Raw genomic sequence first — 21,301 nt, 5'->3', positions numbered from 1 at the left:
ATTCCGCCTGCTCCGTTTTTATGTAAATTCCCTGAGGAAAATCTTTTTGAAGGGAGTAACAACAAAAAAAAGCAGCCTCTTAAGCTGCTTACAGACTCATTTATGATACCCTTACTCTTCTAGAGAACTTCATCTTGAAAATTTAAAATAAGAACAAAAAAATAGAAACCCTTTCAATTTATGTACTTATAATTCTCCAATTTTAAAGCATTCTCCACAAGAAAAGACCTTACAGTAGGCTCATCATCGCACTGAACTGCTCAATCAATTCTTTATCACTTTCACAAATGTACCTATATTCAAGCATACCGGAGGTCTACTTCCTTTTCTCTTTGAATTCACGCATCATTTGGCGCATACGATCCATTCCTACACTTTTAGTTTTAGCCACTTGATTAGCGTAATTATCAAACTTTTGTGCGTCTTTTTCATTAAAAATAGCCTGAGTTGGACGAATAGGTTTAATTTCAGTTACGGGCATATTTTTCTCCTCCTGATTGCTACACACTTCGAGCACCTCCACACAATACTTTTTAGGCTAAAGTATTTACCCAAGTTGTTCGATTCATAAGTATGAATTAAGCAAGTGGTAGTTTCGGTGTATACTTCATTGTACTGCGCAGCTTATAACATGTGCAATATACTGAGGACGTTTCTGGGAGAAAACAGGTATGAAAAAAGACGAATAAAAGACGATACTTGGGAGTGTACCCTCAATCATATTCTGCAACCAATTGGCGGGTATATGGATGTCTGTCCGGAGCAAATAATTCCTCTTTTACAAACTCATCCACCAAACGGCCTTCGTGCATGACCAGCACCCGGTCACACATATATTGCACCACAGGTAAGTCATGGGATATAAACAAATACGAAAATGCCAACCTACCCTGCAACTCCTTGAGCAAGTTTAGCATTTCTGACTGAATTAAGGTGTCCAGGCTGGATGTGGGTTCATCCATTATAATGAGTGCCGGTTCCACGCTAATAGCTCTTGCCATACAAAGTCGCTGCTTCTGGCCACCGCTGATTTCATGCGGATATCTATCCAGCAGTTCACGTGATAAGCCCACACACTCCAGCAGCTTCCCTGCTATTTCTCTTCTGTCTGGACCACAGTCCTTCAAAAAAGCTGGAACCTTTTGTTCCAACTGATCCAAGGGCTCCATGACAGATTCCAATAAACGAAGCCTTGGGTTCAGCGCCGCAGACGGGTTTTGGAATACAGCCTGCATCTGTCCTTTATAACGTTTTAACGATTCCCGGTTGCTCGCTTGTACAGGATTCCCCTGAAACCAGATTGCTCCCGAATCTACACCTTGCATGAGCATGATACAACGTGCCAATGTGCTTTTCCCACAACCGCTTTCACCGATCAGACCCACACATTCACCCGCTCGAATCGTCAGCGATACCCCGTCGAGCACTTTGTTCTTTTTGCGGTAAGATTTTTGAATGTCCTGTACGACTAGAAGTTCAGGTACAAGTTTCGGGTTCATAAACATTTTACCGCCTTTCTATATGGATTCATGCACGGCTTCCGTTGATGGACGCAAGGATGGAATGGCTTCAATCAGCCTTCGGGTGTAGGACTGCTTTGGACTGTTTAACAATGGCAACGTGCTTCCCGTTTCAATAACCTGGCCTTCTCGCATTACAGTGACTTGATCAGCATAACGCTTGACGTTTCTCAGATTATGGGAGATGAACAAAATGCCACATCGGGTGCGTTCTTTCAGCTCTGAAATGATGCGTAAAATTTCGTTGGCATTCGTTTGATCCAATGCTGTGGTAGGCTCGTCCAAAATCAGCAGCTTGGGTTCCAGCATGATGACTACTGCAAGCGAGACCCTCTGTAGCTGGCCCCCGCTAAGCTGAAATGGGTAACGGTTATATATTTCTTTTGGCAATCGGACGTGTTCGAGGGCTTGCACAATGCGCTCTTTTCGATTTTTGCGTTCCGGCATATCCAGCATATCCTGCATATGATGTGCTTTTAGCGTTTCGTCCAATTGTTTGCCTATAGTCATAAACGGAGTAAGCACGCTAGCGTAGTCCTGAAAAACATAAGCGATTTCCTTGCCTCGTAGACGCTCTCTATCTTTCTTGGACAGAGCGAGTAACGAGCTTCCGCACCATTCGATCTTGCCGGATTCCACCCAAACCGTGGCAGGGAGCAGATCGCCAATGGACAGCGAGGTCATACTTTTTCCACTCCCACTTTCACCAATCAATGCATGACACTGTCCCGCGCTAACGGATAAATCGAGATCACGCACAATTGTGCCTTGCCCAGACTTCAGATGCAGGCCGGCTATTTCCAGCAGATTCATCATTTCACTTCCCCCATGGTCGAAGATCCAGACTATTCCGTAACTGATCCCCGATCAGATTAGATAAAAGGACGAACAGCATAATGGCTACACCGGGAATGACCATCGCCAGCGGAGAACTGTGGAAATAAGCCCGCCCTTCATTCAGCATCGCCCCCCATTCGGGAGCAGGCGGCTGTAGTCCGAGTCCAATATAGGATAAAGCCGCGATCATTAAAATGATTTTGCCCATATCCAGTGTGGCTACAACCACAATTTCTCTGAAAGCCGCTGGCAGCAAATGCCGGAGGACCAATCGAAACGTTGGTACTCCGCTCAAGCGGGCACTGTAGATATATTCCTTCTCTTTTTCTGCCATTAGACTGCTTCTCACCAAACGAGCGTAAGCCACCCATTTTACGAATACAATCGCAATCATCAGGTTGACAATACCCGGCCCGAGCAAGCCCGTCAGTACGATGGCAATCAAGTAATCGGGAAAAGCCAAAAAAGAATCCGACACCCGCATGAACAAGCGGTCTATTCCTTTGCCCATCACCCCTGCGATTACCCCGGCTGGAATACCAATACTCAGAGAAAGAATAAGAATCAACAAACTCGCCCCAACCGTATTTCTCCCCCCATATACCAACCGCGACAGCGCATCTCTGCCAAGGCCATCCGTACCCAACCAATGCTCGCCGCTTGGAGATTGAAGTCTTCGTGCGAGCGATACGAGCAACGGATCATTTTTCATAAACTCAGGCAGGATGAACAATGCAGCTATTCCAGCGATAAACAATAATAAAGGAAGCCGGGATTTACTCAATGTCCTCCCTCCTTCAAGCGGATTTCAGGATTCGCGTATCCCACTGTTACATCCGTCACCACATGAAGCAGCATAATGATAGCACCCATAAATAAAATGTATCCCTGAATGATCGGGTAATCCCGGTTATGAATGGCTTCCACAATAAACTTTCCCAGTCCCGGATAGGCGAATATCGTTTCTACCACGACACTTCCCCCCAGCAAGCTTCCCACACTGATACCAAACATGGTCATGACTGGAGTCAAGCTATGGCGACACGCATGCAACCAAAAAATACGCTTCCTTCCAATTCCTCTGGACCTTGCCCCCAGGATAAAATCCTGACTCAAGCTGTTTAACAGACTGGAACGAATAAGACGTACATATACCGCAGCCATCGTCAGTCCCAATGTCAGCGAAGGCAGCACCAGATGCATCAAAGTTCCGTTGCCCATCGACGGGAAGATCGACCACCGCACCGAAAACCCCTCAATAAGCAGAAGTCCTAGCCAAAAGCTGGGGATGGATGCTCCCATGATCGCGAGTACCCGGCTGACTCGATCAATCCACTTCTTGGGATACAAGGCAGAACAAGCGCCTAACGGTACCGCAACTGCGATCAACACCACAATGGAAGTAAATGTCAAAAGAAGCGTCGCAGGCATCCTCGTCCATATTTCTTCTGTTACCGGACGATGTGTCATGTAGGAAGTTCCCAAATCCAAACGAATAAATTTTGAGAGCCATTCCCAGTATTGCACGATAATCGGCTCATTCAGGCCCATAATCTGTCTTTGGATTTCCACTTGCTCGTTCGTAACTGCTACATCATCTACACGAAGCAATTGCCGCACAGCATCTCCCGGAGCAAGCTTGATTCCCGCGAAGCTGATAAGCGATAGAATAAAAATAAACAGAAAAAACTCGATCAGCCTTTTGCCAAGCAACTGAATCATTTGGCTTCAACATCCAACTGATTGGTGAGCATGTAGTATTCGCTTTTACTGGTTACCCAGTTCTTCACACTGTCTTTATAAACAACCAGCGTATTCGGATGCACCATATAGGAATAGTACGTCTGGTCATTAATTCGCGTGAGCGCCTGAGCTATCAGTTCATTTCGTTTTGCTGTATCTACGGTTTGATCCAGCTGGTAAATCCATTTATTCAACAATTCATCGTTTATTTTTCCATAATTCAGCGTTCCGTCCGGTAAAAACGATACATTCAAAAAGTAGCTGGCATCCCCCCGGGGCGCAATCAACGGACTGTACATGCCCAAATCCCAGGTCGTATCGTTCATTAAATAGTCTTCGTAATTTTCAACCTGCTCGATTTGCAGCGTAATCCCTAATTGCTTGGCTTCCGATTGTAACGCCTGTGAGAAGATCGGGAACTCGGCTCTGGATGCGTAGGTCACCAGCTTTAAGGTTAAGGGCCTCCCGTTTTGTGTGACTTTGCCGTTGTCCACCTGAAGTCCGGCCTCCTTAAACCACTTGAGCGCTTCTTCAGTCCCGGTCTTGCGGGTTGGATATTTCGGTACGAACGGGAAATCAGGCAAAAATGGACCTTGTGCCACCGTAGCTTGCCCGCCCATAATGGCGTCCTTCAGCTCCTCGCGATTGACCAAGGCATCAAAAGCCTTGCGCACCTTCTCATTTTGGAGCAGAGGCTTTTTCGTGTTAAAAATCAGCTCATGCGTGCGCAAGCTAACCACGGAGTCCAACCTGAGCTGAGTATCTTGCTTCATTCTGTCCATGCTTTCAACAGGCGGGCGATAAACGATATCTGCGTCACCGGATAAAATAGCGGATAAACGCGCATTCGCATCTTCGTTAAAAGCAAAAACCGCCCGGTCCAGCTTGGCCGCCCCACTCCAATATCCATCATAACGGGCAAGCTTTAATGATGTGCCTGCGGTGAAGGACTCCACTTGGAAAGGCCCTGTACCGATTGGCTTTTTATCCGGCTCTGCTGCTTCCGTGTCCAGAATGGCTGTGTTGGGATGAACAAGCTCGGATGGGAACTGCGGGAATGATTCTTCCGTGACCACACGCAGCGTTTGTCCGGAGGCTTTCATGGATTTAATTCGCAATACCTGCTTAACCCCCGGATTCAGCTCTATCGAGCGTTCCAGCGATTGCTTGACTGTCTCTGCGGTCAGTTTTTTTCCGTTTTGGAAGGTGACACCGTCACGAATCTGAAACTCCCAATTTTGCCCGTCTTTGCTCGACCATTGGGTAGCCAGCCACGGCTGGATTTTTACGTTCTCGTCCAGCTTAACCAACGTTTCCACGACTCCGGCTCTTAACGGCGTGTAATCCAGACTGGGATCAACGGTCTGACTGGCGAAATTAAACAGGAAGGTCAGTTCTTTCTTTGCCTGCTGCGTTGCTTGCGTTGAACTCTCTTTCGTACCGGAACAAGCAGCCAGTAAAGCTATGCTCAAAAGCATACATACCATTGGGATGAATCTTCTTTTTTTCATATTTCCCCTTCATTTCTCTATCGTTTCCTTCCATCATACCTTCCTTTTTCTTGTCATGACCTGACCCACTTGAGCTATATCCGCCTTCTAACATTGAACATTTTGTGACTATTGTCATTGATTCCTTTGTATGAAGGCAAAAAAATAGCCTCCCAGCACAAATATGCCGGAAAGCTGATATTGATTTATTTTACCGTGATCGTCCCGTAGTACATGTACATGCCACAATTATACTCATATACCCCTGGTTTCAGGTCCTTGACGGTAAAATAATTATTTTCGTGATCCAGGAAAACGTCCATTCCGATCTTCAACGACTGTACTTCGTCAATGCAAGTAAAGGATGTCATTTTCTTGAAATTGATTTTGGTCGGAACGCCGGCTTTCACTTCAATATTTTTAGGATAAAAACCGTCCCCTTTTACACCCACTGTAACCATCTCGTATTGGGACTTGTCTGGCTCTTCCTGAGCTTGTTTAGGTTGACTGGCTGGAAACGACGACGCGCTCCCCTGAAAATAGAACAAGACAAACCCGCCCATGATCAGCGCTACAAAACCAATCAGCAGCAAATGCCAATGTTTAGAGATGAGTGCTTTCATTCATATCAGCTCCCTCCAGTTGATTGTCTACATGTGACGCATCAACTCCAACCAGTATATAAAAATTAATCAAAATTTAAAATACCTCATTCGAGCTATATTGTGAAAATAGTGTCACAAAACAACAAGGTTATGGCTTGAATTTGGGATCATCAGGAACAAGCCCCATTTCCAACGCGTATCTCGTCAATTGTACACGGTTCTGAACGTGCAGCTTCTGCAAAATATTTTTCAGATGATTTTTTACCGTATACTCTGAAATACCGTATTTTTCAGCGATTTCCTTATTGGTCCACCCTGCGGCCACCCCATACAAAATATCCTGCTCTCTTGAAGTAAGATAGACCTGCGGTTCCTTTTTCGCCGTTTTTGCCGTTATAGTAACATCTTTCAAGATTTGAAAAGCCAGTTCCCGGCTCAGCGGTGCTTCCTCATTCACAATAGAATGCAGGTACTCCAGCCATGTGGAGGGCGCTATGTTTTTTAACAGGTAGCCTTGGGCACCTCGCTTCAAAGCTTCAAGCAGATGAATCATATCATCCGACACGGTAATCATCACTATTTTCACATATGGATACAAGAGCTTAATCCGCTGTGTAGCCTCCAGCCCGTCCATTCCGGGCATCGAAATATCCATCAGGATCAAATCCGGCAGCCATTGCCCGGTAAATTCAATTGCTTTTTCACCGTTGTCTACCACACCGATGATTTCAAAGCTTTGATCCATGGCTAATATTTCACAGATAGCTTCACGAGCATGAGCAGAATCATCTACGACCAGCACACGGATATGCGTCATTGGTGTTCTCCCTCTTTGGATATTTCCACTGTGGTATACGAAGAATCTGACAAAAACCGGAGCGTCCAGTTCATATCCTCCGCTCTTTCCTTCATGATATTCAGACCATATCGGTCTTTAAACTGAAAAGGATCAGCGGTCAAGCCTTTGCCGTTGTCCTTGACGATAACTTTCCATTGATCTTGGTCACCTTCCCCGGTAATCCATCCTTTGGAAGCCCCTGAGTGCTTTTCAATATTGACAACCGCCTCACGAATGCAAGCCAAAAGCTCTATCTTCTCTTTGGGAGTCAGCGCGGCATCAGGAATCGTCCACTGAATATCTACATGCACAGGAATTTCGTGAATCATTTGCCGCACCTTGTAGTCCAGGGATTCGTTGGTTGCCAGCATTTCGCCCGGGGTCGGATCAAATCTTAAATTGGCAATCGCCTGACGAACATAGCGGTTCACTTCGTGGACGGTCTTTCTGATTTTATAAATATCCTGACGATATTGCCCTTGATCGCCGTTGTGCTCCAGCCGATCCACTTTGACAGACAATAAAAAAAGGGATTGGGCTATCCCGTCATGCAGCTCCCTGGCAAGCTCTTCCCTCGCTTCAAAGGCGGCTTTGGCCGCGCGTTCGTGTTGCAGCTCCATCTGAATACGCTCCAGCATACGAAAAAGCTTGGTCAACAGCGTTACACTGACCAAATACAAGATGACCGGAGTAAGCCAGTTGCCCACATTCATTGAGATATAAGAGAGCAAAAATTGGTGTCTCACATATTCCCAAGCTCCAACCGTTAGTGTAGGTACAAATAAAATCATCCATTTAATTTGTTTATACGTCATACGAGCCTCCTTGCAGCAGTATGAAAAATGCACCAACCAAGCAGATCAGTGGTTTAAACCGTTCCGAGTGTCTTTAGGCCTCACAAGCATAACTTTTTTGCTGATTCAGAACAAGCTTGATCCAACAGCCGATAGAAAAGTAAAAGAAGCCGGACATATCTGCGCCGGCTCCTGATGCTGGAATTATTTTATCGAGGCTTGATCTTTCCTGTGATGTCACAGACGCGGATGATCCAGCTCATACAGGTTACGGTATCGGGGCTGCTCCTGCCAAAGCTGTTCATGACTGCCTCGCATGGAAATGCCGCCTTGCTCCATAAAGATCACCTCGTCCATATGCTCCATGCCTGTCAGATGATGCGTGATCCAGATCAGTGTTTTGCCCTCCAGCACACGAAACATCGTCTGCATAAGCTCATGCTCTGTCAGCGGGTCAAGCCCTACTGTCGGCTCATCCAGTAAAACAATCGGATGATTTTGCAGCAAAATCCGCGCCAGTGCAATGCGCTGCCTTTCTCCACCCGAAAAACGAAGGCCCGTTTCCTGCATCCGGGTATCGTAGCCCTCCGGTAAAGAATCAATCAAAGCTCCAAGCCCCACCTGCTCCGTTACCACACGAACCTCTTCCAGCGAAGCATCGGGTCGCCCCAATCGAATATTATTCGCCACCGTCGTATCGAACAAATACGGCTGCTGGTTTAATACCGCAAACAAGCTGGAGTATGCTCCACCCGTATAGACGGGTGTACCTGCGACGGTGACGCTCCCTTCATCCGGCTGCAATGCTCCCTGAATGAGGTTCAGCAGCGTGGACTTGCCCGCACCGCTGCGGCCAAGCAGCGCAACCTTGCCTCCCTGCGGCACGCGCATGGAAATATTGCGCACGCTCCAAGCCTGTTTTTCCGAATAGCGATAGCTCACGTTGTCCAACAGCAGCTCGCCTGCGTTGCCAGATTGATGCACAGCAGCATGTGCCCCCGTTGCTTCAGCTGTGATATCTGCTGCTCGCTGTCCTTTATCCACAGCAGCTGACGTTGCAAGCACAGCAGGTGTATGCGTATTTTTCTCCGTATCCTTCAATCGTCGCAGCGAATCCTGATACTCCGGTGCATGAACCACCGCTTCTCCGGCACGAACAAAGGCATCCAGCAGCGGAAAGGCCGCCAGCGCAAAGGAGGCCAGCCATGTGGCTTCAAGGTGATTTTGTGCTACCAGCCCTCCGGCCCATACGGTCATGATCACAATTCCGCCGCCGACAACGCATTGTGCAATCCAATGAGAGCGCCACTCGCCCCGTCGAAGGGAATTTTCCACCATAGCAGCCTTGTTTTGCCGCCCTGCAAAGGAAGCGAGAAAATGCTCAGTCCGCCCGCTCAGCACCAGATCACTCATACCGAACAAAGCATCGGTAAGCTCCTGGTATGCTTTGCTCCGTTCCTGCTTGAACGTTCGCCGTTTGGCGAGTGAGGTCCACAGCGATATGGCCGGGGCAATCAAAAGCAAATATGCACAATACAACGCCATCAGCAGAGCAAAAGTTCCGTCCATCCATCCAAGCGCCGAGATGCCTGCCGCATAAATCAGCAGCGCCGATAAGGCAGGCAGGACCAGCTTCAAATAGATATTTTGAAGCTGGTCAATATCCTCCGCCAGCAATCCCAACAGGTCTCCTGTACGGAATTTGCTGCGGATCATCAGCGCTTGCGGCTCCACTGCCCGGTACAGCCGTACCCGCATACGGGACACCAGTCGCAGCGCTGCATCATGTCCTACCAAACGCTCCAGATATTGAATGACAGCTTTACTAAAACCGAATGTTCGCACAAGCACAATCGGTACGTACACCATCAATATATTTTCCGGTTTTAGAGCCGAACGGGTAATCAGATGACCTGACGTAAAGAGCAGAGCACCAGCACAACCAATCGCTAGTGCACCCAAAAGAGCAGCCGCCAGAAAGGCCCAGCAATATTGTCTCAAATAAGACAAAAAACAGCCTTGACCGCTATTGTCCGCCACTCTCATATCGTCCGCCCCCCTCTTCCGTCATTCCTGTCAGCAATCGGAAATATGCTCCCTTGCGTGCAACCAATTGCTTGTGAGTGCCTGCTTCTTCGAGACGTCCTTGATTCATCATCCAGACACAATCCATATCCGGCATCCAATGGAGCCGATGGGTGGCAAGAAAGATTCGCTTGTGCTGCAAAACGGACAAAATCGTCTGCTTCAGCTCCCATTCCGTCTCAATATCCAGATGGGCCGTTGGCTCATCCAATAAAATGACCGGACGATTGCTCAGCAAGGCACGCGCCAAGGCAATCCGCTGCGCCTGTCCTCCACTCAGCGTCCGACCCGCTTCACCAATAGGCTCATTCAACCCGCCCGGAAGTCCATCCACCAACTCGCGGAGTCCTACTGCGTCAATCGCCCATTCCACCTGCTCGTTCGATGCCTCCGGCTCATAAAAGCGGATATTATCCGCCAAAGAAGCGCTGAACAGATATGGATGCTGCGGAATATAGGCAATGTGCCGCTGCCATTCGGCTTTGGCATCACCGGCTAAAGGGCATCCATTCAGGCTCAGTTCGCCCGCAGTCGGATCGGCAAAGCCGCCAAGCAAACTGAGCAGCGTTGTTTTGCCTGCGCCGCTGGCTCCAACGATGCCAATCCTATTCACGTGCGGCTCAATGCTTGCAGATACATGATCAAGCCTTGCCGAGCCGTCCTCATTGAGGAGGCATACATCCGACAGCCTCAGGGTTTCCTGTCCTGTGATAGCTAGGCCATTACCATTGCCGCCATTACCACCATTTTTAGCATTAACCGCGCTGCCATGACCCGTGGAGACATCTGCGGAATCGGTATGTCGTTCATCTTTAGCCAGAATAGATCGCATCGCACCCCAAGCCTCCTTGCCATCTAGCGAGGCATGATAGTCTGATCCCAACTGACGGATTGGCATAAAATAATCCGGTGCCAAAATGAGTACCATAAGCGCTGCCTCCAGGCCCACCGATCCACTAATCAGGCGCAACCCCAAGCCTACCGCTACAAAAGCAACTGACAGCATACTAAAAAAGTCGAGAGCAAACGAGGAAAGAAATGCTACTCGCAGCGTACGCATCGTTGCCGCCCTGTACTGGTCACTAACCTTCCCAACGGTGTCCCCATGCTCTCGACTGCGGCCCAGGAATCGTAAGGTCTGTAGCCCACGCAGCGAATCCGTAAAATGATGCGACAGCAGACGATAGGAACGCCACTGCTTGTCTGCCTGCTTACGCGCCGCCAAGCCAAGCAAAATAAAGAAGCCCACCAGAATCGGCATTGTCGTCGTCAAAATGACACCTGAAATGACATCCAATGTGAAAACATATACAAGCACCAGTAAAGTTACAGCCAGCATATCCATCATACGAGGGATGGACAGCTCCAAATATGTGCGAAAACGGTCCACTCCGTCCAGCGCCAGCGTTACCAGCTTGCCGCTGCCTTCCTTCGCGGCAAACCCCGGCCCACGCTCGAACAAACGTGCAAGCAGACGCTCCCGCAAGGAAGCGCCTGATGCTTCGGCAAAACGGCCTGCTGTCCGGCGTTGCAGCCAGATCACCGTATGCCTTGCTGCAAAAGCCGCCAAAAACAGCGCCAGTGACGGCCAAGCCATCACCAGCGGATGTTGTTCAAATAAAATCGTCACCGCCTTCGCCAAAAAGGTCGCTTGCGCAATCACAGCGGCCCCCTGGAGAAGGGAAAGGGCGGCCAGCAGCAGCATGACCGGCCGAATGCCCTTTAATTCAAACCATGCTTTATCCATTAGTATTCCAAATGATCCTTTTCACTGAGACGCTTATGGAAAACAAAATAGCTCCACGCCTGGTAGGCCAGCACAAAGGGTAAAAGCGTTGCTGCAACAATCGTCATGGCCTTCAGCGTGTAATGACTGGAGCTTGCATTATAAATCGTCAAATCAAATGCGCTGTTGATCGAACTCACCATAAATCTCGGGAACAAGCCGACGAATAATGAAACGAAGCTCAGCAAAATGATGGCACCCGTCATTCCGAAGGCCCAGCCTTCACGACGTTGCTTCAGGAAATACCATGCGAGCACATAGGCGATAATTCCGACCGCAACCGCGGCATACATAAAAGGACCACGACGTGCGAATAAGTCTGTTGCAAAATAAGTCCATACCACCATTCCGGCAAGTAAAATACCCAATACTGGCAGGAATTTGGACGCGATCATACGAGCGCGATCTCTCACCTCTCCAACCGTCCGCAAAGAAACAAACGTCAGTCCATGCATCAGGCACATCCCGACTACGGTCAGTCCGATCCATACCGTATATCCGTTGAACACATCGGAAAATCCCGCTTTTAAATCCATGTTTTGCTGGATAGGCACACCTCTCACCAAAGCGGCAAAGGCCATACCAAATAGCATCGGCGGCAGGAAGCTGCCTATTAGAATGCAAGCATCCCACGTGTCTGTCCACCACTTGCCTTCTGCCTTGCCACGGAATTCAAAGGAAACTCCACGCAAGATCAAACCTAGCAGGATGAACACAAATACCAGATAATATCCGCTGAACATGGTCGCATAAAAGTGCGGGAAAGCGGCAAACATCGCACCTGCTGCTGTGATCAGCCACACCTCATTGGCATCCCAAAACGGGCCAATCGTATTGATCATCAAACGTTTTTGCTGGTCATTACGCGGCACCAACCCCGTCGCCATCCCTACGCCAAAATCAAACCCCTCCAGAAAGAAAAAGCCGGTAAACAGCACAGCGATCAACAAAAACCATAAATCATTTAACGACAATGGTGTCACCCCCTTGAGCAAATGGATCATGAATGACCGTATGCTGATGCGGCTCTATATCTGGACCTTTACGAGCTGTACGAGCAAACAGGAATGCCAGTACACCCGTTAAAACGAGATACAGCGTCGTAAATGCAATCAACGAGAACAGCACTTCTCCTGCTACAACGGTAGGTGAAACAGAATCCTTCGTTTGAAGCAAGCCAAACACCGTCCACGGCTGGCGGCCCATTTCGGTCATAATCCAGCCCGCAGTATTCCCGATGAATGGGAGCGATATCCCCCACAGCATCAGACGATAGAACCAACGATGAGAGCCCTCCAATTTTTTGCGAAAACTCAGGTAAGCTCCGTACAGAGCAAGTGCAATCATGGCACATCCCGCCGCAATCATAATGCGGAAGCTCCAGAAGGTAGTACGTACTGGTGGAATATAATCCCCCGGACCATAGGTTTTTTCATACTGTGCCTGAAGCTCCTTCATACCAGGCACGGAGCCGGAAAACTTGCTATACGACAAAAAGCTCAGTGCAAACGGAACTTTAATCTCAAAGGTATTTTCCTGCTGATCAGGATCAATATCTGCTACAACCGTCCAAGGCGCCGGGTCACCACTGTTTTCCCATAAGGCTTCACTGGCAGCCATCTTCATGGGCTGTGTTTTGACCAAATATTGAGCCTGTCCATGACCAAACATAGGAATAGCAATAGCACTGATTAATCCAACAATAATGCTCAATTTAAAAGAAGGTTTAAAAAAGTCCATATTCTTTTTATGCATCAGCTTCCAGGCACTAATGCCTGCTACGAGGAAAGCCCCGGTTGCAATGGCGGCAAATATGGTGTGAGGATACTCCCACAAAAGCTGCTCGTTCGTTAGCAGAGCAGCAAAATCCTGCATTTCTGCACGTCCATTTTCGATCCCGTATCCTACGGGACGCTGCATGAACGAATTGGCAGCCAGAATCCACAAAGCCGAGAGCATCGTACCGATAGAAACCAGCCACATACAAATTAAATGGACACCCTTGGACAGCCTTTCCCAACCGAATACCCATAAGCCGATAAAGGTGGATTCCAGAAAAAATGCAAGCAGCGCTTCAATCGCCAGCGGTGTACCAAATACATCGCCGACAAAACGGGAAAAGTCGGACCAGTTCATCCCGAACTGAAATTCCTGCAAAATCCCGGTTACCACGCCTACTGCAAAGTTGATTAACAGAAACGTCCCCCAAAATTGAGCCATTTTTTTGTACAAATCATTTTTTTTGATTACATACATGGTCTCCATGATCGCCACCAACAATGACAATCCAATGGAGATCGGCACGTAAACAAAGTGAAGAATCGTAGTTGTCGCAAACTGCAACCGTGCCAATTCTAATACGTCCATGATGTTATTCCTCCCCCTGTGCTTCTCTTAAGAACCGCATGCTAAATTAGTTTCTGAAGCCAACATTCAAACTTTGTGATAATATTCACGTTATTGTATATGAATGGATCATTTTTTATCATGACCCGACTTCAGAATAACAACATTATATAGAATAGATTTGAATGAAATAGAATCGAAAGTGTGAACATCGTGTCAAAGTTGTGTCGTAACGATGGCAAATTTATGAATTCAGCTCAAATTCTCTAATGAGTGTGACATTTGCGATTGATCTACTTATTTTTTTCGCACAAAAAAATCTCTCTTCGTTCGGAGAATCTTCCTCCGACATCTAACAAGAGAGACTTCATAGAGTGAAACCAAGGGAATCGATTAACAGCCATCCGTCCCTCCGTCATTCTGAACCCGATTACGGTAGGAGGAAGGCGACATCCCAGCATACTTTTTGAATTTACTATGAAAATAATCAGCATTCGCATACCCCACACGACCTGCTACCTGATGCACCTTAATTCCCTGTGCAAGCAATTCCCTGGCTCGCTCAATCCTTACTTTATCCAGGTAGGCATTAAAAGCCTCGCCGGTATGGCTTTTGAACAGTTTGCCCAAATAACCACTGTTGTAGTTGAACATGTCTGCCAATAACTCCAGCCGCAAATTTTCATCATAGTGACTATGTATGAAATCTACCATTTGCTTCATAATGATCTCCTTGTCGCCTGAATCAGTCTGACCTATCCATTGCAAAATATGCTCAACAGAGTGATCGACCAGCTCTCCCAGTGTAGAATGGGCATATACATCGGTAATCAAGCTGGAATGCTCCTCCAACACCGCTCGGCTCTGATCCTGTCCAGTCGCATACTTATTGAGCGCCAATGTAAACGCCTGGGCAAATGCCGCCTTAATTGCAGCTTCTGTGCGATAAACCTGAGGAAATTGGACTTTCATTTCCTTTAATACACGCAGCGCCGCTTCCCGGCTTGCCATGTCCAGCGCATAGTACAGCTTTTCTGCGTAACGCACGGGGTCTGCAGTTTTATTGGACGCCTCGTCCATATCGGCGTTCATCGCTTCCAACTGATGCAGATCACTGGAGAGCATCACCCTTTCCATCCCAAACAGAAAGGTACGCTCTAATAGCCGCAGCGCCTGTTCAAAAGAGCTGGGAATATCGGTTAATTTCGCCACCGGATCACCAGCAGCCGCATAAATCTCGGTTGCCCACGGCTTTAGCTCTTGTCGCCAGGCTGCCAGCAGCGCAGCAGCCTTTTCCTCCGTTCTCACCGTGGCGGGAAGCAGCAGACCTGTATAGATTCCGGCCTCAAACACCATGCCTCTGCCCTGCTCCCGGCACATCTCTGCCAGACGCTGTTTGGCTGCTGCTTGCCGGGCTTGCCGATCCCAGTCAGGTATCCGCAGATCCAGAAGAATAATCTGATAGCTGTCCCAATCCAAAGCCGGCAGTGCCAGATGCTGCTCGTGCTGTTCATTTTGTCGTATCTCTTCATCCAAAGGACTACCAATTTCCCTTGTATCGCATATAGCCCCATCCGCTTGAACCGGAAACAGCAGTGCTTCAATCCAATCACGCTCATGGTGAGAAGCACCTCCCCACTTGCCGTTTTCCTTTTCGTCCTCAATGCTTCGCCGCACCCGTTTCAGCTCTGCCGTCATCTCTTCCTCATCGACGGGCTTCAACAAATAACCATCCACTCCGAAACCCATGGCTTGCCGGGCATAATCAAAGTCTGCATATCCGCTTAATATAAGAAAATGGAACGGCTCACTGTTCATTTCACGTATGCTCCGTATGACCTCCAGCCCACTCATGCCTGGCATACGAATATCGACAATAACCAGCTCCGGCTGGTGCTCTTCGAATTTTTCCAAAGCCTCGCGCCCGCTCCCTGCTGTATCTACAATCCGAAAGCCACAATCCCCCCAGTCAATAATGGAGGAAAGTCCTTCTCGAATCGCAGGCTCATCATCCACAATCATCGCTTTATACATTCGAATCCTCCTCCTTGGGTATGGAAAAATATACAGCTGTTCCTGCCTGCAACACGCTTTCAATCTGCAAACCATAACGTTCGCCATACATCAACATTAGACGTTGGTGAACATTACGCAGACCAATACTGCTCCCTTCCGGCTCATCCGTTCCCCTGATACGTGCCAGCAGACAGGCCAGTTGCTCTGCTTCCATGCCGATTCCATCATCTGCTACTTTAATGTGGAGTTCTCGTTGCTCCATTGTGATATCTACTTTTACCGTGACCGGCTCTTCCTTATTTTCGAGGCCATGAATGACTGCATTTTCCACCAGCGGCTGTATGATTAAAGGAGGGATAGATATGTCCTCAGCGTGCTCTTCCAGATTCACTTCATAGATCAAACGATTTCCGAATCGGAACTGCTGAATTTGCAAATAGGACCGCACCATATCCAGTTCCTGACGCACCGTCGTTGTACCGCTGCCAATCTCCAGATTCCGCCGCATCAGCTTGCCAAGCAAGCGCACCGTCGTTGCAATTTCGGCTTCCCCGTTCAGATGTGCCTTCATTCGGATGGATTCCAGCGCATTAAACAGGAAGTGCGGATTAATTTGACTGGCCATCATTTTTAGCTTGATATCCTTTTGCGCCAGTTCGAGTCTGTTATTTTGCTCACTCGCTTCGTATACCTGCGTCATCAGTTGGCGGATGCTGGTCACCATATAGTTGAAACGGCGGGATAAATCCCCAATCTCGTCCCTTCCCTCCACACTTGACACCACATGGAAATCACCTGAGGCTACTTTATCCAGTTCATAGCTCAACCGCTGCAGCCGTTTGGTAATGAGCCACGAAATGATGGTAATCAAAATCAGCGCCATGATCAGTACCGCAAGAACACATAATGCACCAATCAGGCTGACCCGGTTCGCCCCCTGCACGATATGTTCCGTCGAAAACACTGAAATAATGGTGAATCCGCTCACACTTGAGGTCGGCAGCAGCTCATCCACAATAATGTTCGAGGGCTTTCCGTTTATTTTGGCTTCATATATCCCCTTGCCCGCCCGCTGGACATCAAAGCCCAGATGTAAACCCGCCAACGTCTGCCCCACCGACTGCGGATTAGTTGCTGCAACCACAATCCCGTTGCGATCCGCAATCAGTGTTTCAAACTGCTCCTTGCTCAGCATATGATTCAGCTCCGTCTGACTCAGGGCTATCATCAAAACTCCCTTGGTATGGTATTCAGGAAACGGAATTTGCCGCACCAGACTCAAGCGATTAACCGGATTATCCTCCTTATCCTGAATATAAAACCAGTTAATCGCCGTCCCCTTCAAAGCCGTCTTAAACCATTCCTGACGCTCTATGCCGGAGTCCACTGGAATAAACTCCAGATTATTGACAAGCGTCGGATTGTACGAATAAAACCGAATGGTAGCAATTTCTCGATACTGCTGCACATACTCATTAAAATCCTTGTATTGATGATACGCATTCATTAGCTCAACCATGCCTGAATAACGACGGTTCGCCATTTCCTTGAGCCTTTTATCGAACATCAGTCCATTTGAAATATCTGTTGGCACGCGCAGTAAATTGGCAGTCTGGCTCTTAATCTTTTCCACATTGTTTACCGTCTGGGCAATCGCACTGTCGAGTGCCTGCTGACGCAAATAAAAAGTAACACAGCCACCCACCACCAGCACCGGGATCATGACAATCAGCACATAGGAGAAGAGCAGCTTATTGCGCATGCGCATATTGTTCATCAAATGCCTTACTCCACGATACATGCCATCCCCCCAATAAAATAAGCGCTTACATTTTCGTGTATATCTCACATCCTACATCTCAACGTATATGATTCCAGTTTAAAGCTTAGCAACATTTATATCCATATTTTCTTGAAAATTAAAAATGTGGCGAACGAAGTCACCACACTTTACCAATCATGAACTATTTACGCACAAAAGGTTCAATATGAACTCCCTGTGGAAGCTTATGCGGATCTTCCGGGTTGATGCGGTCATAGAACATAATACCGTCCAAATGGTCCATTTCATGCTGTACCACAATCGCTGCATAGCCTTTGAAGGTCAATAGTTCCTGCGTTCCGTCCGGCAAAATGGCCTTAATGCGAATTTTTTCATAACGCGGCACATATCCGGGTATGTAACGATCCACTGACAAGCACCCTTCTCCCTGTTCCAAATAAATCATGGATGTGGAGTGGCTGACCAGCTTCGGATTAAACAGCGCATACTCTATCGTTTGGTCTCCATCCTCATAATAGATAGCGCACATTCTTTTATTCAGACCTACCTGGTTGGCGGATAGCCCCACACCCGGGCGCAGCTCATAGCGGGTGGCCAGCTCTTCATTTTGGCTATTTTTCAGATAATCCAGCATCCATTGCATCTGTTGAAGGTCCTCTTCAGACAGCGGCAGGCATACCGGATCAACCTTTGTACGCAAAATCGTTTCCCCTTCACGCACGATATCCTTGGTGAGAAGCATGTCCATCGATTGATTGCTCATTCGTCAGCCTCGATTCATTTAAATAAAATATATGATCATGTGATGTGCTGCAAAAACTGGGGAATTCCCTAGTTTTCTGCAAGTTTTATCACATGAATTATATCTATTTCTGAAATGAATTGTCAAAATAAAGCGACGTTTGGAGTAGAATTTTGTGCAATAGCGGCCGCTACGCGGACGGATTCCGCCCTCTTCGCTGCAGTTTTGGTTGCTGATCATGTCATTAACTATTTATCGCCTTAATTATTTATCACATGAAATAATTTCGTCCCTATATGAAAGAAAACAAAAACCTCCTAAATCAATTCAATGATCAGGAGGCTTTTGAAAATAACTTTCCCTAACATTAAGACGGCTGCTCTAATTCCTCAGGTGCATCGTTAAACAGCCTCGCCTTGGGATTTGGCTGAGTCCAGGTATTATAATATTGAGAATTTTTTCCGTAGGAATTATCAATAACCATATGCGGCATATCGAGCAGACAAGCCAGAATATGACCGTGCAGCCGTGAGGTACGAACCTCGCGGTAAGAACTGAACAGCGTGACCGCTTTGTTCATCAGATGGTCCGTGTATTTGTACCAAAAGGTGCGCGTCGGCAATGGTCCACCGATTTTTTTATTCAAACGGTAAAACTTTTGGAAGTAGACGATCCCCTTCACCTCCAGCGGAGTGAACAAAGTGTCCCAATCCAGACGATGGGCTGCATGGGCCTCGTCGTCAAATTTCTTTTGCCCCCCTACCGTTTCAATATCGGTACGCAGGAAGTACAGTACGTCCTTCACGGTTTCCGTAGTCGGCTTTAATGGCCAGAGTTGGTGTGCCATATCCGGACATAACGTGATGTTGCATTGATTCAGCTTGTCCTTGGCCCACTGATAAGAGCGTGTGTCACGTACAAACATATGCAGATCGGGGTGGCCATTGAACAGGGCAGCGACCTCATTGGCTTTCTGTTCAGACTGAAAGTGAATCGTCTGTGGCATGATGACAATTCGGTGGTTAGGGAAATCGCGAACGATGCGTTCTCGCAAATTTTGATGATTTAAGTATAAATCGCCGAAATTGCCGCCGCCGTGGCACACGATAATGCAGTCGCCCGGAATGTGAAGCTGATCGGGAATGTCCATAGCGCTGTAACGGGCACGGACATGAATACCGTTATCCTTGAAAAATGCCTCGGTGCCTTTCATGATGAGTACATCCCCACCATTATTATAAACGGGATAGTCGACATAAATGATATTCGAGCCTTGAGGGACTACGTCGAGAATGACGCTCAGCTTATTTTTCAGTTTAGCCATGGGATGCGAATTCGGCATCTTTCAGTTCTCCCTTCCTGCGCTTCTTTTGTATGGTCTGAATGACAAACGTGATGTCACTTTTATCAAAAACGATCCGTGATAGCGGAACATTAAAAAACATAGGAAATGAAAATAATGAGAATGCCAGCCGTATACAAGCGCCTGCGAGCAAAGCAATGGCAATGCCGTCCAGACCGAAAATCGGTGTACAAATAAAAAACAGACCGACGGTGATCGCGTAGGCTACAATTTGCCGGAACAATACAAGCCCCGGACGACCCAGCGCGTTGAAGGCTGAAGCCAGAATCCAGGAGCCGCCACCGATAATACATTCCAATGACAGCAGGTAGAACGTTAGCGATGCTTCCAGAAAAGCGGGCCCGTACAGCAAACCCAGCATATAGCGTCCAATGAAGAGAGCGGGCACAATGACGATCAGCATGGCAGCCATCGAGATGCGGAAAGCACGGCCCACTGTTTCGACAATCTTGCTGTGCTCCATCCCGGTCACCTTGGGAAAAGTGACGTTAGTGACGGCATTTTGCACCACATTGAACACACGCGACAAGGCGTAGACAACAGAGTATAGACCGAAGGCTTTGGGAGACAGCAGCGCCACAATGACAATTTTGTCCGTTTGTGTGGACAGGGTCCCCATCAACTCCATCCCGTAGACTCTCGCTCCATAGCTATAATAAGGGCGGAGCACCTCGCGACGGGTAAACGGGCGAAAAGCACGCAAATTCATATGCTTTCTCAAACGGAGGAACGCCCACATCAGCGCAAGGAGACTTGCCGCAAAATTCACCGTCCCCGCCAGCTGGACATTGAGCAAGCCCATCAACCACAGTGTCACCAGGCCGATGAAGTTCAACAACGGGTAGTAAAACAGCAGGCCGTTGTAGACGCTAAAGCGATCCAACCCTTGCGACAGAGCCGTCGTCAGTGCTGTAAGCACCGCGAGCGGTATCGCTGCGGCACAATAGAGCTGAGACAGCTGGATAATATCCGCCCCATAGCCACTAAGCCACATGGGCATGCATATCCAGGCCACAGCCCCAGCCAGCAAACTGGCAGGCAGCTGAATCCACAGCGACAGCGACAGCAATTCTTCTGTCGTACCTGTTTTCTTCTTGATGTTATAAATGAGTGACGTGGGCAAGCCGAAGCTCAATACACTGCCGATCAGCGTTGGCCAAAACAGAACCGCTGCCAGTTCCCCTTTCCCCTCTACTCCGAGCATACGCGCGGTCAGGATGGAGGTCAGGGTCGTAACGATCAGTACAAAAAAATTGTTAAAGCTCGTACGCATGATCGTTTTGGCAAGACTGTCACCCGTGAATACTTTCCTTGCTGCTGTCCATGTGCTCATGTCACGTCCAACTCCCGTTC

At 48.0% G+C, this 21,301-nt stretch carries 18 protein-coding genes; all 18 read right to left on the bottom strand.

Annotated features, from left to right (window positions below; genetic code table 11):
* Positions 1 to 316: 316 nt before the first annotated feature.
* Positions 317 to 481, bottom strand: a complete 165-nt coding sequence (locus B4V02_RS25810; RefSeq protein WP_157739704.1) for a hypothetical protein — start codon at positions 479 to 481, stop codon at positions 317 to 319.
* Between the two features lie 232 nt (positions 482 to 713).
* Entirely contained in the window at positions 714 to 1,499 is a 786-nt protein-coding gene (locus tag B4V02_RS03905) for an ABC transporter ATP-binding protein (RefSeq protein WP_094156932.1), read from the bottom strand.
* A gap of 18 nt (positions 1,500 to 1,517) precedes the next feature.
* Positions 1,518 to 2,336 (bottom strand): ATP-binding cassette domain-containing protein, encoded by an 819-nt coding sequence (locus tag B4V02_RS03900; RefSeq protein ID WP_244188447.1) that lies wholly within the window; start codon positions 2,334 to 2,336, stop codon positions 1,518 to 1,520.
* A gap of 1 nt (position 2,337) precedes the next feature.
* A complete protein-coding gene (gene nikC, locus B4V02_RS03895) occupies positions 2,338 to 3,141 on the bottom strand; it encodes a nickel transporter permease (RefSeq protein ID WP_094153818.1) in 804 nt (267 codons plus the stop codon).
* The gene (nikB, locus tag B4V02_RS03890) at positions 3,138 to 4,079 is read right to left on the bottom strand and encodes a nickel ABC transporter permease (RefSeq protein WP_094153817.1); all 942 of its coding nucleotides are present in this window, start codon (positions 4,077 to 4,079) and stop codon (positions 3,138 to 3,140) included. The genes nikC and nikB overlap by 4 nt, the downstream gene beginning before the upstream one ends.
* A complete protein-coding gene (gene nikA / locus B4V02_RS03885) occupies positions 4,076 to 5,587 on the bottom strand; it encodes a nickel ABC transporter substrate-binding protein (protein WP_094153816.1) in 1,512 nt (503 codons plus the stop codon). The genes nikB and nikA overlap by 4 nt, the downstream gene beginning before the upstream one ends.
* A gap of 209 nt (positions 5,588 to 5,796) precedes the next feature.
* Positions 5,797 to 6,213, bottom strand: a complete 417-nt coding sequence (locus B4V02_RS03880) for a cupredoxin domain-containing protein (protein ID WP_094153815.1) — start codon at positions 6,211 to 6,213, stop codon at positions 5,797 to 5,799.
* Between the two features lie 130 nt (positions 6,214 to 6,343).
* Positions 6,344 to 7,012 (bottom strand): response regulator, encoded by a 669-nt coding sequence (locus tag B4V02_RS03875; RefSeq protein ID WP_094153814.1) that lies wholly within the window; start codon positions 7,010 to 7,012, stop codon positions 6,344 to 6,346.
* On the bottom strand, positions 7,009 to 7,848 hold the full coding sequence (locus tag B4V02_RS03870; protein WP_094153813.1) for a sensor histidine kinase: 840 nt from the start codon (positions 7,846 to 7,848) through the stop codon (positions 7,009 to 7,011). The genes B4V02_RS03875 and B4V02_RS03870 overlap by 4 nt, the downstream gene beginning before the upstream one ends.
* Before the next feature lie 216 nt (positions 7,849 to 8,064).
* Positions 8,065 to 9,873, bottom strand: coding sequence for a thiol reductant ABC exporter subunit CydC (cydC, locus tag B4V02_RS03865; protein ID WP_094153812.1), 1,809 nt, complete (start codon positions 9,871 to 9,873; stop codon positions 8,065 to 8,067).
* The gene (cydD, locus tag B4V02_RS03860; protein WP_094153811.1) at positions 9,854 to 11,659 is read right to left on the bottom strand and encodes a thiol reductant ABC exporter subunit CydD; all 1,806 of its coding nucleotides are present in this window, start codon (positions 11,657 to 11,659) and stop codon (positions 9,854 to 9,856) included. Before cydD ends, cydC begins: the two co-directional genes overlap by 20 nt.
* The gene (gene cydB, locus B4V02_RS03855) at positions 11,659 to 12,672 is read right to left on the bottom strand and encodes a cytochrome d ubiquinol oxidase subunit II (protein ID WP_094153810.1); all 1,014 of its coding nucleotides are present in this window, start codon (positions 12,670 to 12,672) and stop codon (positions 11,659 to 11,661) included. Before cydB ends, cydD begins: the two co-directional genes overlap by 1 nt.
* Positions 12,659 to 14,065, bottom strand: coding sequence for a cytochrome ubiquinol oxidase subunit I (locus B4V02_RS03850; RefSeq protein WP_094153809.1), 1,407 nt, complete (start codon positions 14,063 to 14,065; stop codon positions 12,659 to 12,661). Before B4V02_RS03850 ends, cydB begins: the two co-directional genes overlap by 14 nt.
* A gap of 372 nt (positions 14,066 to 14,437) precedes the next feature.
* A complete protein-coding gene (locus B4V02_RS03845; protein ID WP_094153808.1) occupies positions 14,438 to 16,078 on the bottom strand; it encodes a response regulator transcription factor in 1,641 nt (546 codons plus the stop codon).
* Complete coding sequence (locus tag B4V02_RS03840; RefSeq protein WP_094153807.1) at positions 16,071 to 17,861, bottom strand: cache domain-containing sensor histidine kinase; 1,791 nt, start codon at positions 17,859 to 17,861, stop codon at positions 16,071 to 16,073. The genes B4V02_RS03845 and B4V02_RS03840 overlap by 8 nt, the downstream gene beginning before the upstream one ends.
* A gap of 163 nt (positions 17,862 to 18,024) precedes the next feature.
* Positions 18,025 to 18,606, bottom strand: coding sequence for a peptide deformylase (def, locus tag B4V02_RS03835; RefSeq protein ID WP_094153806.1), 582 nt, complete (start codon positions 18,604 to 18,606; stop codon positions 18,025 to 18,027).
* Positions 18,607 to 18,952: 346 nt separating this feature from the next.
* A complete protein-coding gene (locus tag B4V02_RS03830; protein WP_094153805.1) occupies positions 18,953 to 19,927 on the bottom strand; it encodes a polysaccharide pyruvyl transferase family protein in 975 nt (324 codons plus the stop codon).
* Positions 19,902 to 21,281, bottom strand: coding sequence for a lipopolysaccharide biosynthesis protein (locus B4V02_RS03825; protein WP_094153804.1), 1,380 nt, complete (start codon positions 21,279 to 21,281; stop codon positions 19,902 to 19,904). The genes B4V02_RS03830 and B4V02_RS03825 overlap by 26 nt, the downstream gene beginning before the upstream one ends.
* Positions 21,282 to 21,301 lie beyond the last annotated feature (20 nt).

Origin of the sequence: Paenibacillus kribbensis (genome assembly GCF_002240415.1) — a bacterium.
GTDB lineage: Bacteria > Bacillota > Bacilli > Paenibacillales > Paenibacillaceae > Paenibacillus > Paenibacillus kribbensis.
Note: the sequence above shows the minus strand (reverse complement) of the source record. Positions and strands in the feature narration are given on the sequence as shown.

What these genes read in the sequence shown, in the direction of transcription:
- B4V02_RS25810 (WP_157739704.1), bottom strand. Translation starts at nt 481, where the DNA reads ATGCCCGTAACTGAAATTAAACCTATTCGTCCAACTCAGGCTATTTTT.
- B4V02_RS03905 (WP_094156932.1), bottom strand. Translation starts at nt 1,499, where the DNA reads ATGAACCCGAAACTTGTACCTGAACTTCTAGTCGTACAGGACATTCAA.
- B4V02_RS03900 (WP_244188447.1), bottom strand. Translation starts at nt 2,336, where the DNA reads ATGATGAATCTGCTGGAAATAGCCGGCCTGCATCTGAAGTCTGGGCAA.
- nikB (WP_094153817.1), bottom strand. Translation starts at nt 4,079, where the DNA reads ATGATTCAGTTGCTTGGCAAAAGGCTGATCGAGTTTTTTCTGTTTATT.
- nikA (WP_094153816.1), bottom strand. Translation starts at nt 5,587, where the DNA reads ATGGTATGTATGCTTTTGAGCATAGCTTTACTGGCTGCTTGTTCCGGT.
- B4V02_RS03880 (WP_094153815.1), bottom strand. Translation starts at nt 6,213, where the DNA reads ATGAAAGCACTCATCTCTAAACATTGGCATTTGCTGCTGATTGGTTTT.
- B4V02_RS03875 (WP_094153814.1), bottom strand. Translation starts at nt 7,012, where the DNA reads ATGACGCATATCCGTGTGCTGGTCGTAGATGATTCTGCTCATGCTCGT.
- B4V02_RS03870 (WP_094153813.1), bottom strand. Translation starts at nt 7,848, where the DNA reads ATGACGTATAAACAAATTAAATGGATGATTTTATTTGTACCTACACTA.
- cydC (WP_094153812.1), bottom strand. Translation starts at nt 9,873, where the DNA reads ATGAGAGTGGCGGACAATAGCGGTCAAGGCTGTTTTTTGTCTTATTTG.
- cydD (WP_094153811.1), bottom strand. Translation starts at nt 11,659, where the DNA reads ATGGATAAAGCATGGTTTGAATTAAAGGGCATTCGGCCGGTCATGCTG.
- B4V02_RS03850 (WP_094153809.1), bottom strand. Translation starts at nt 14,065, where the DNA reads ATGGACGTATTAGAATTGGCACGGTTGCAGTTTGCGACAACTACGATT.
- B4V02_RS03845 (WP_094153808.1), bottom strand. Translation starts at nt 16,078, where the DNA reads ATGTATAAAGCGATGATTGTGGATGATGAGCCTGCGATTCGAGAAGGA.
- B4V02_RS03840 (WP_094153807.1), bottom strand. Translation starts at nt 17,861, where the DNA reads ATGTATCGTGGAGTAAGGCATTTGATGAACAATATGCGCATGCGCAAT.
- def (WP_094153806.1), bottom strand. Translation starts at nt 18,606, where the DNA reads ATGAGCAATCAATCGATGGACATGCTTCTCACCAAGGATATCGTGCGT.
- B4V02_RS03830 (WP_094153805.1), bottom strand. Translation starts at nt 19,927, where the DNA reads ATGCCGAATTCGCATCCCATGGCTAAACTGAAAAATAAGCTGAGCGTC.
- B4V02_RS03825 (WP_094153804.1), bottom strand. Translation starts at nt 21,281, where the DNA reads ATGAGCACATGGACAGCAGCAAGGAAAGTATTCACGGGTGACAGTCTT.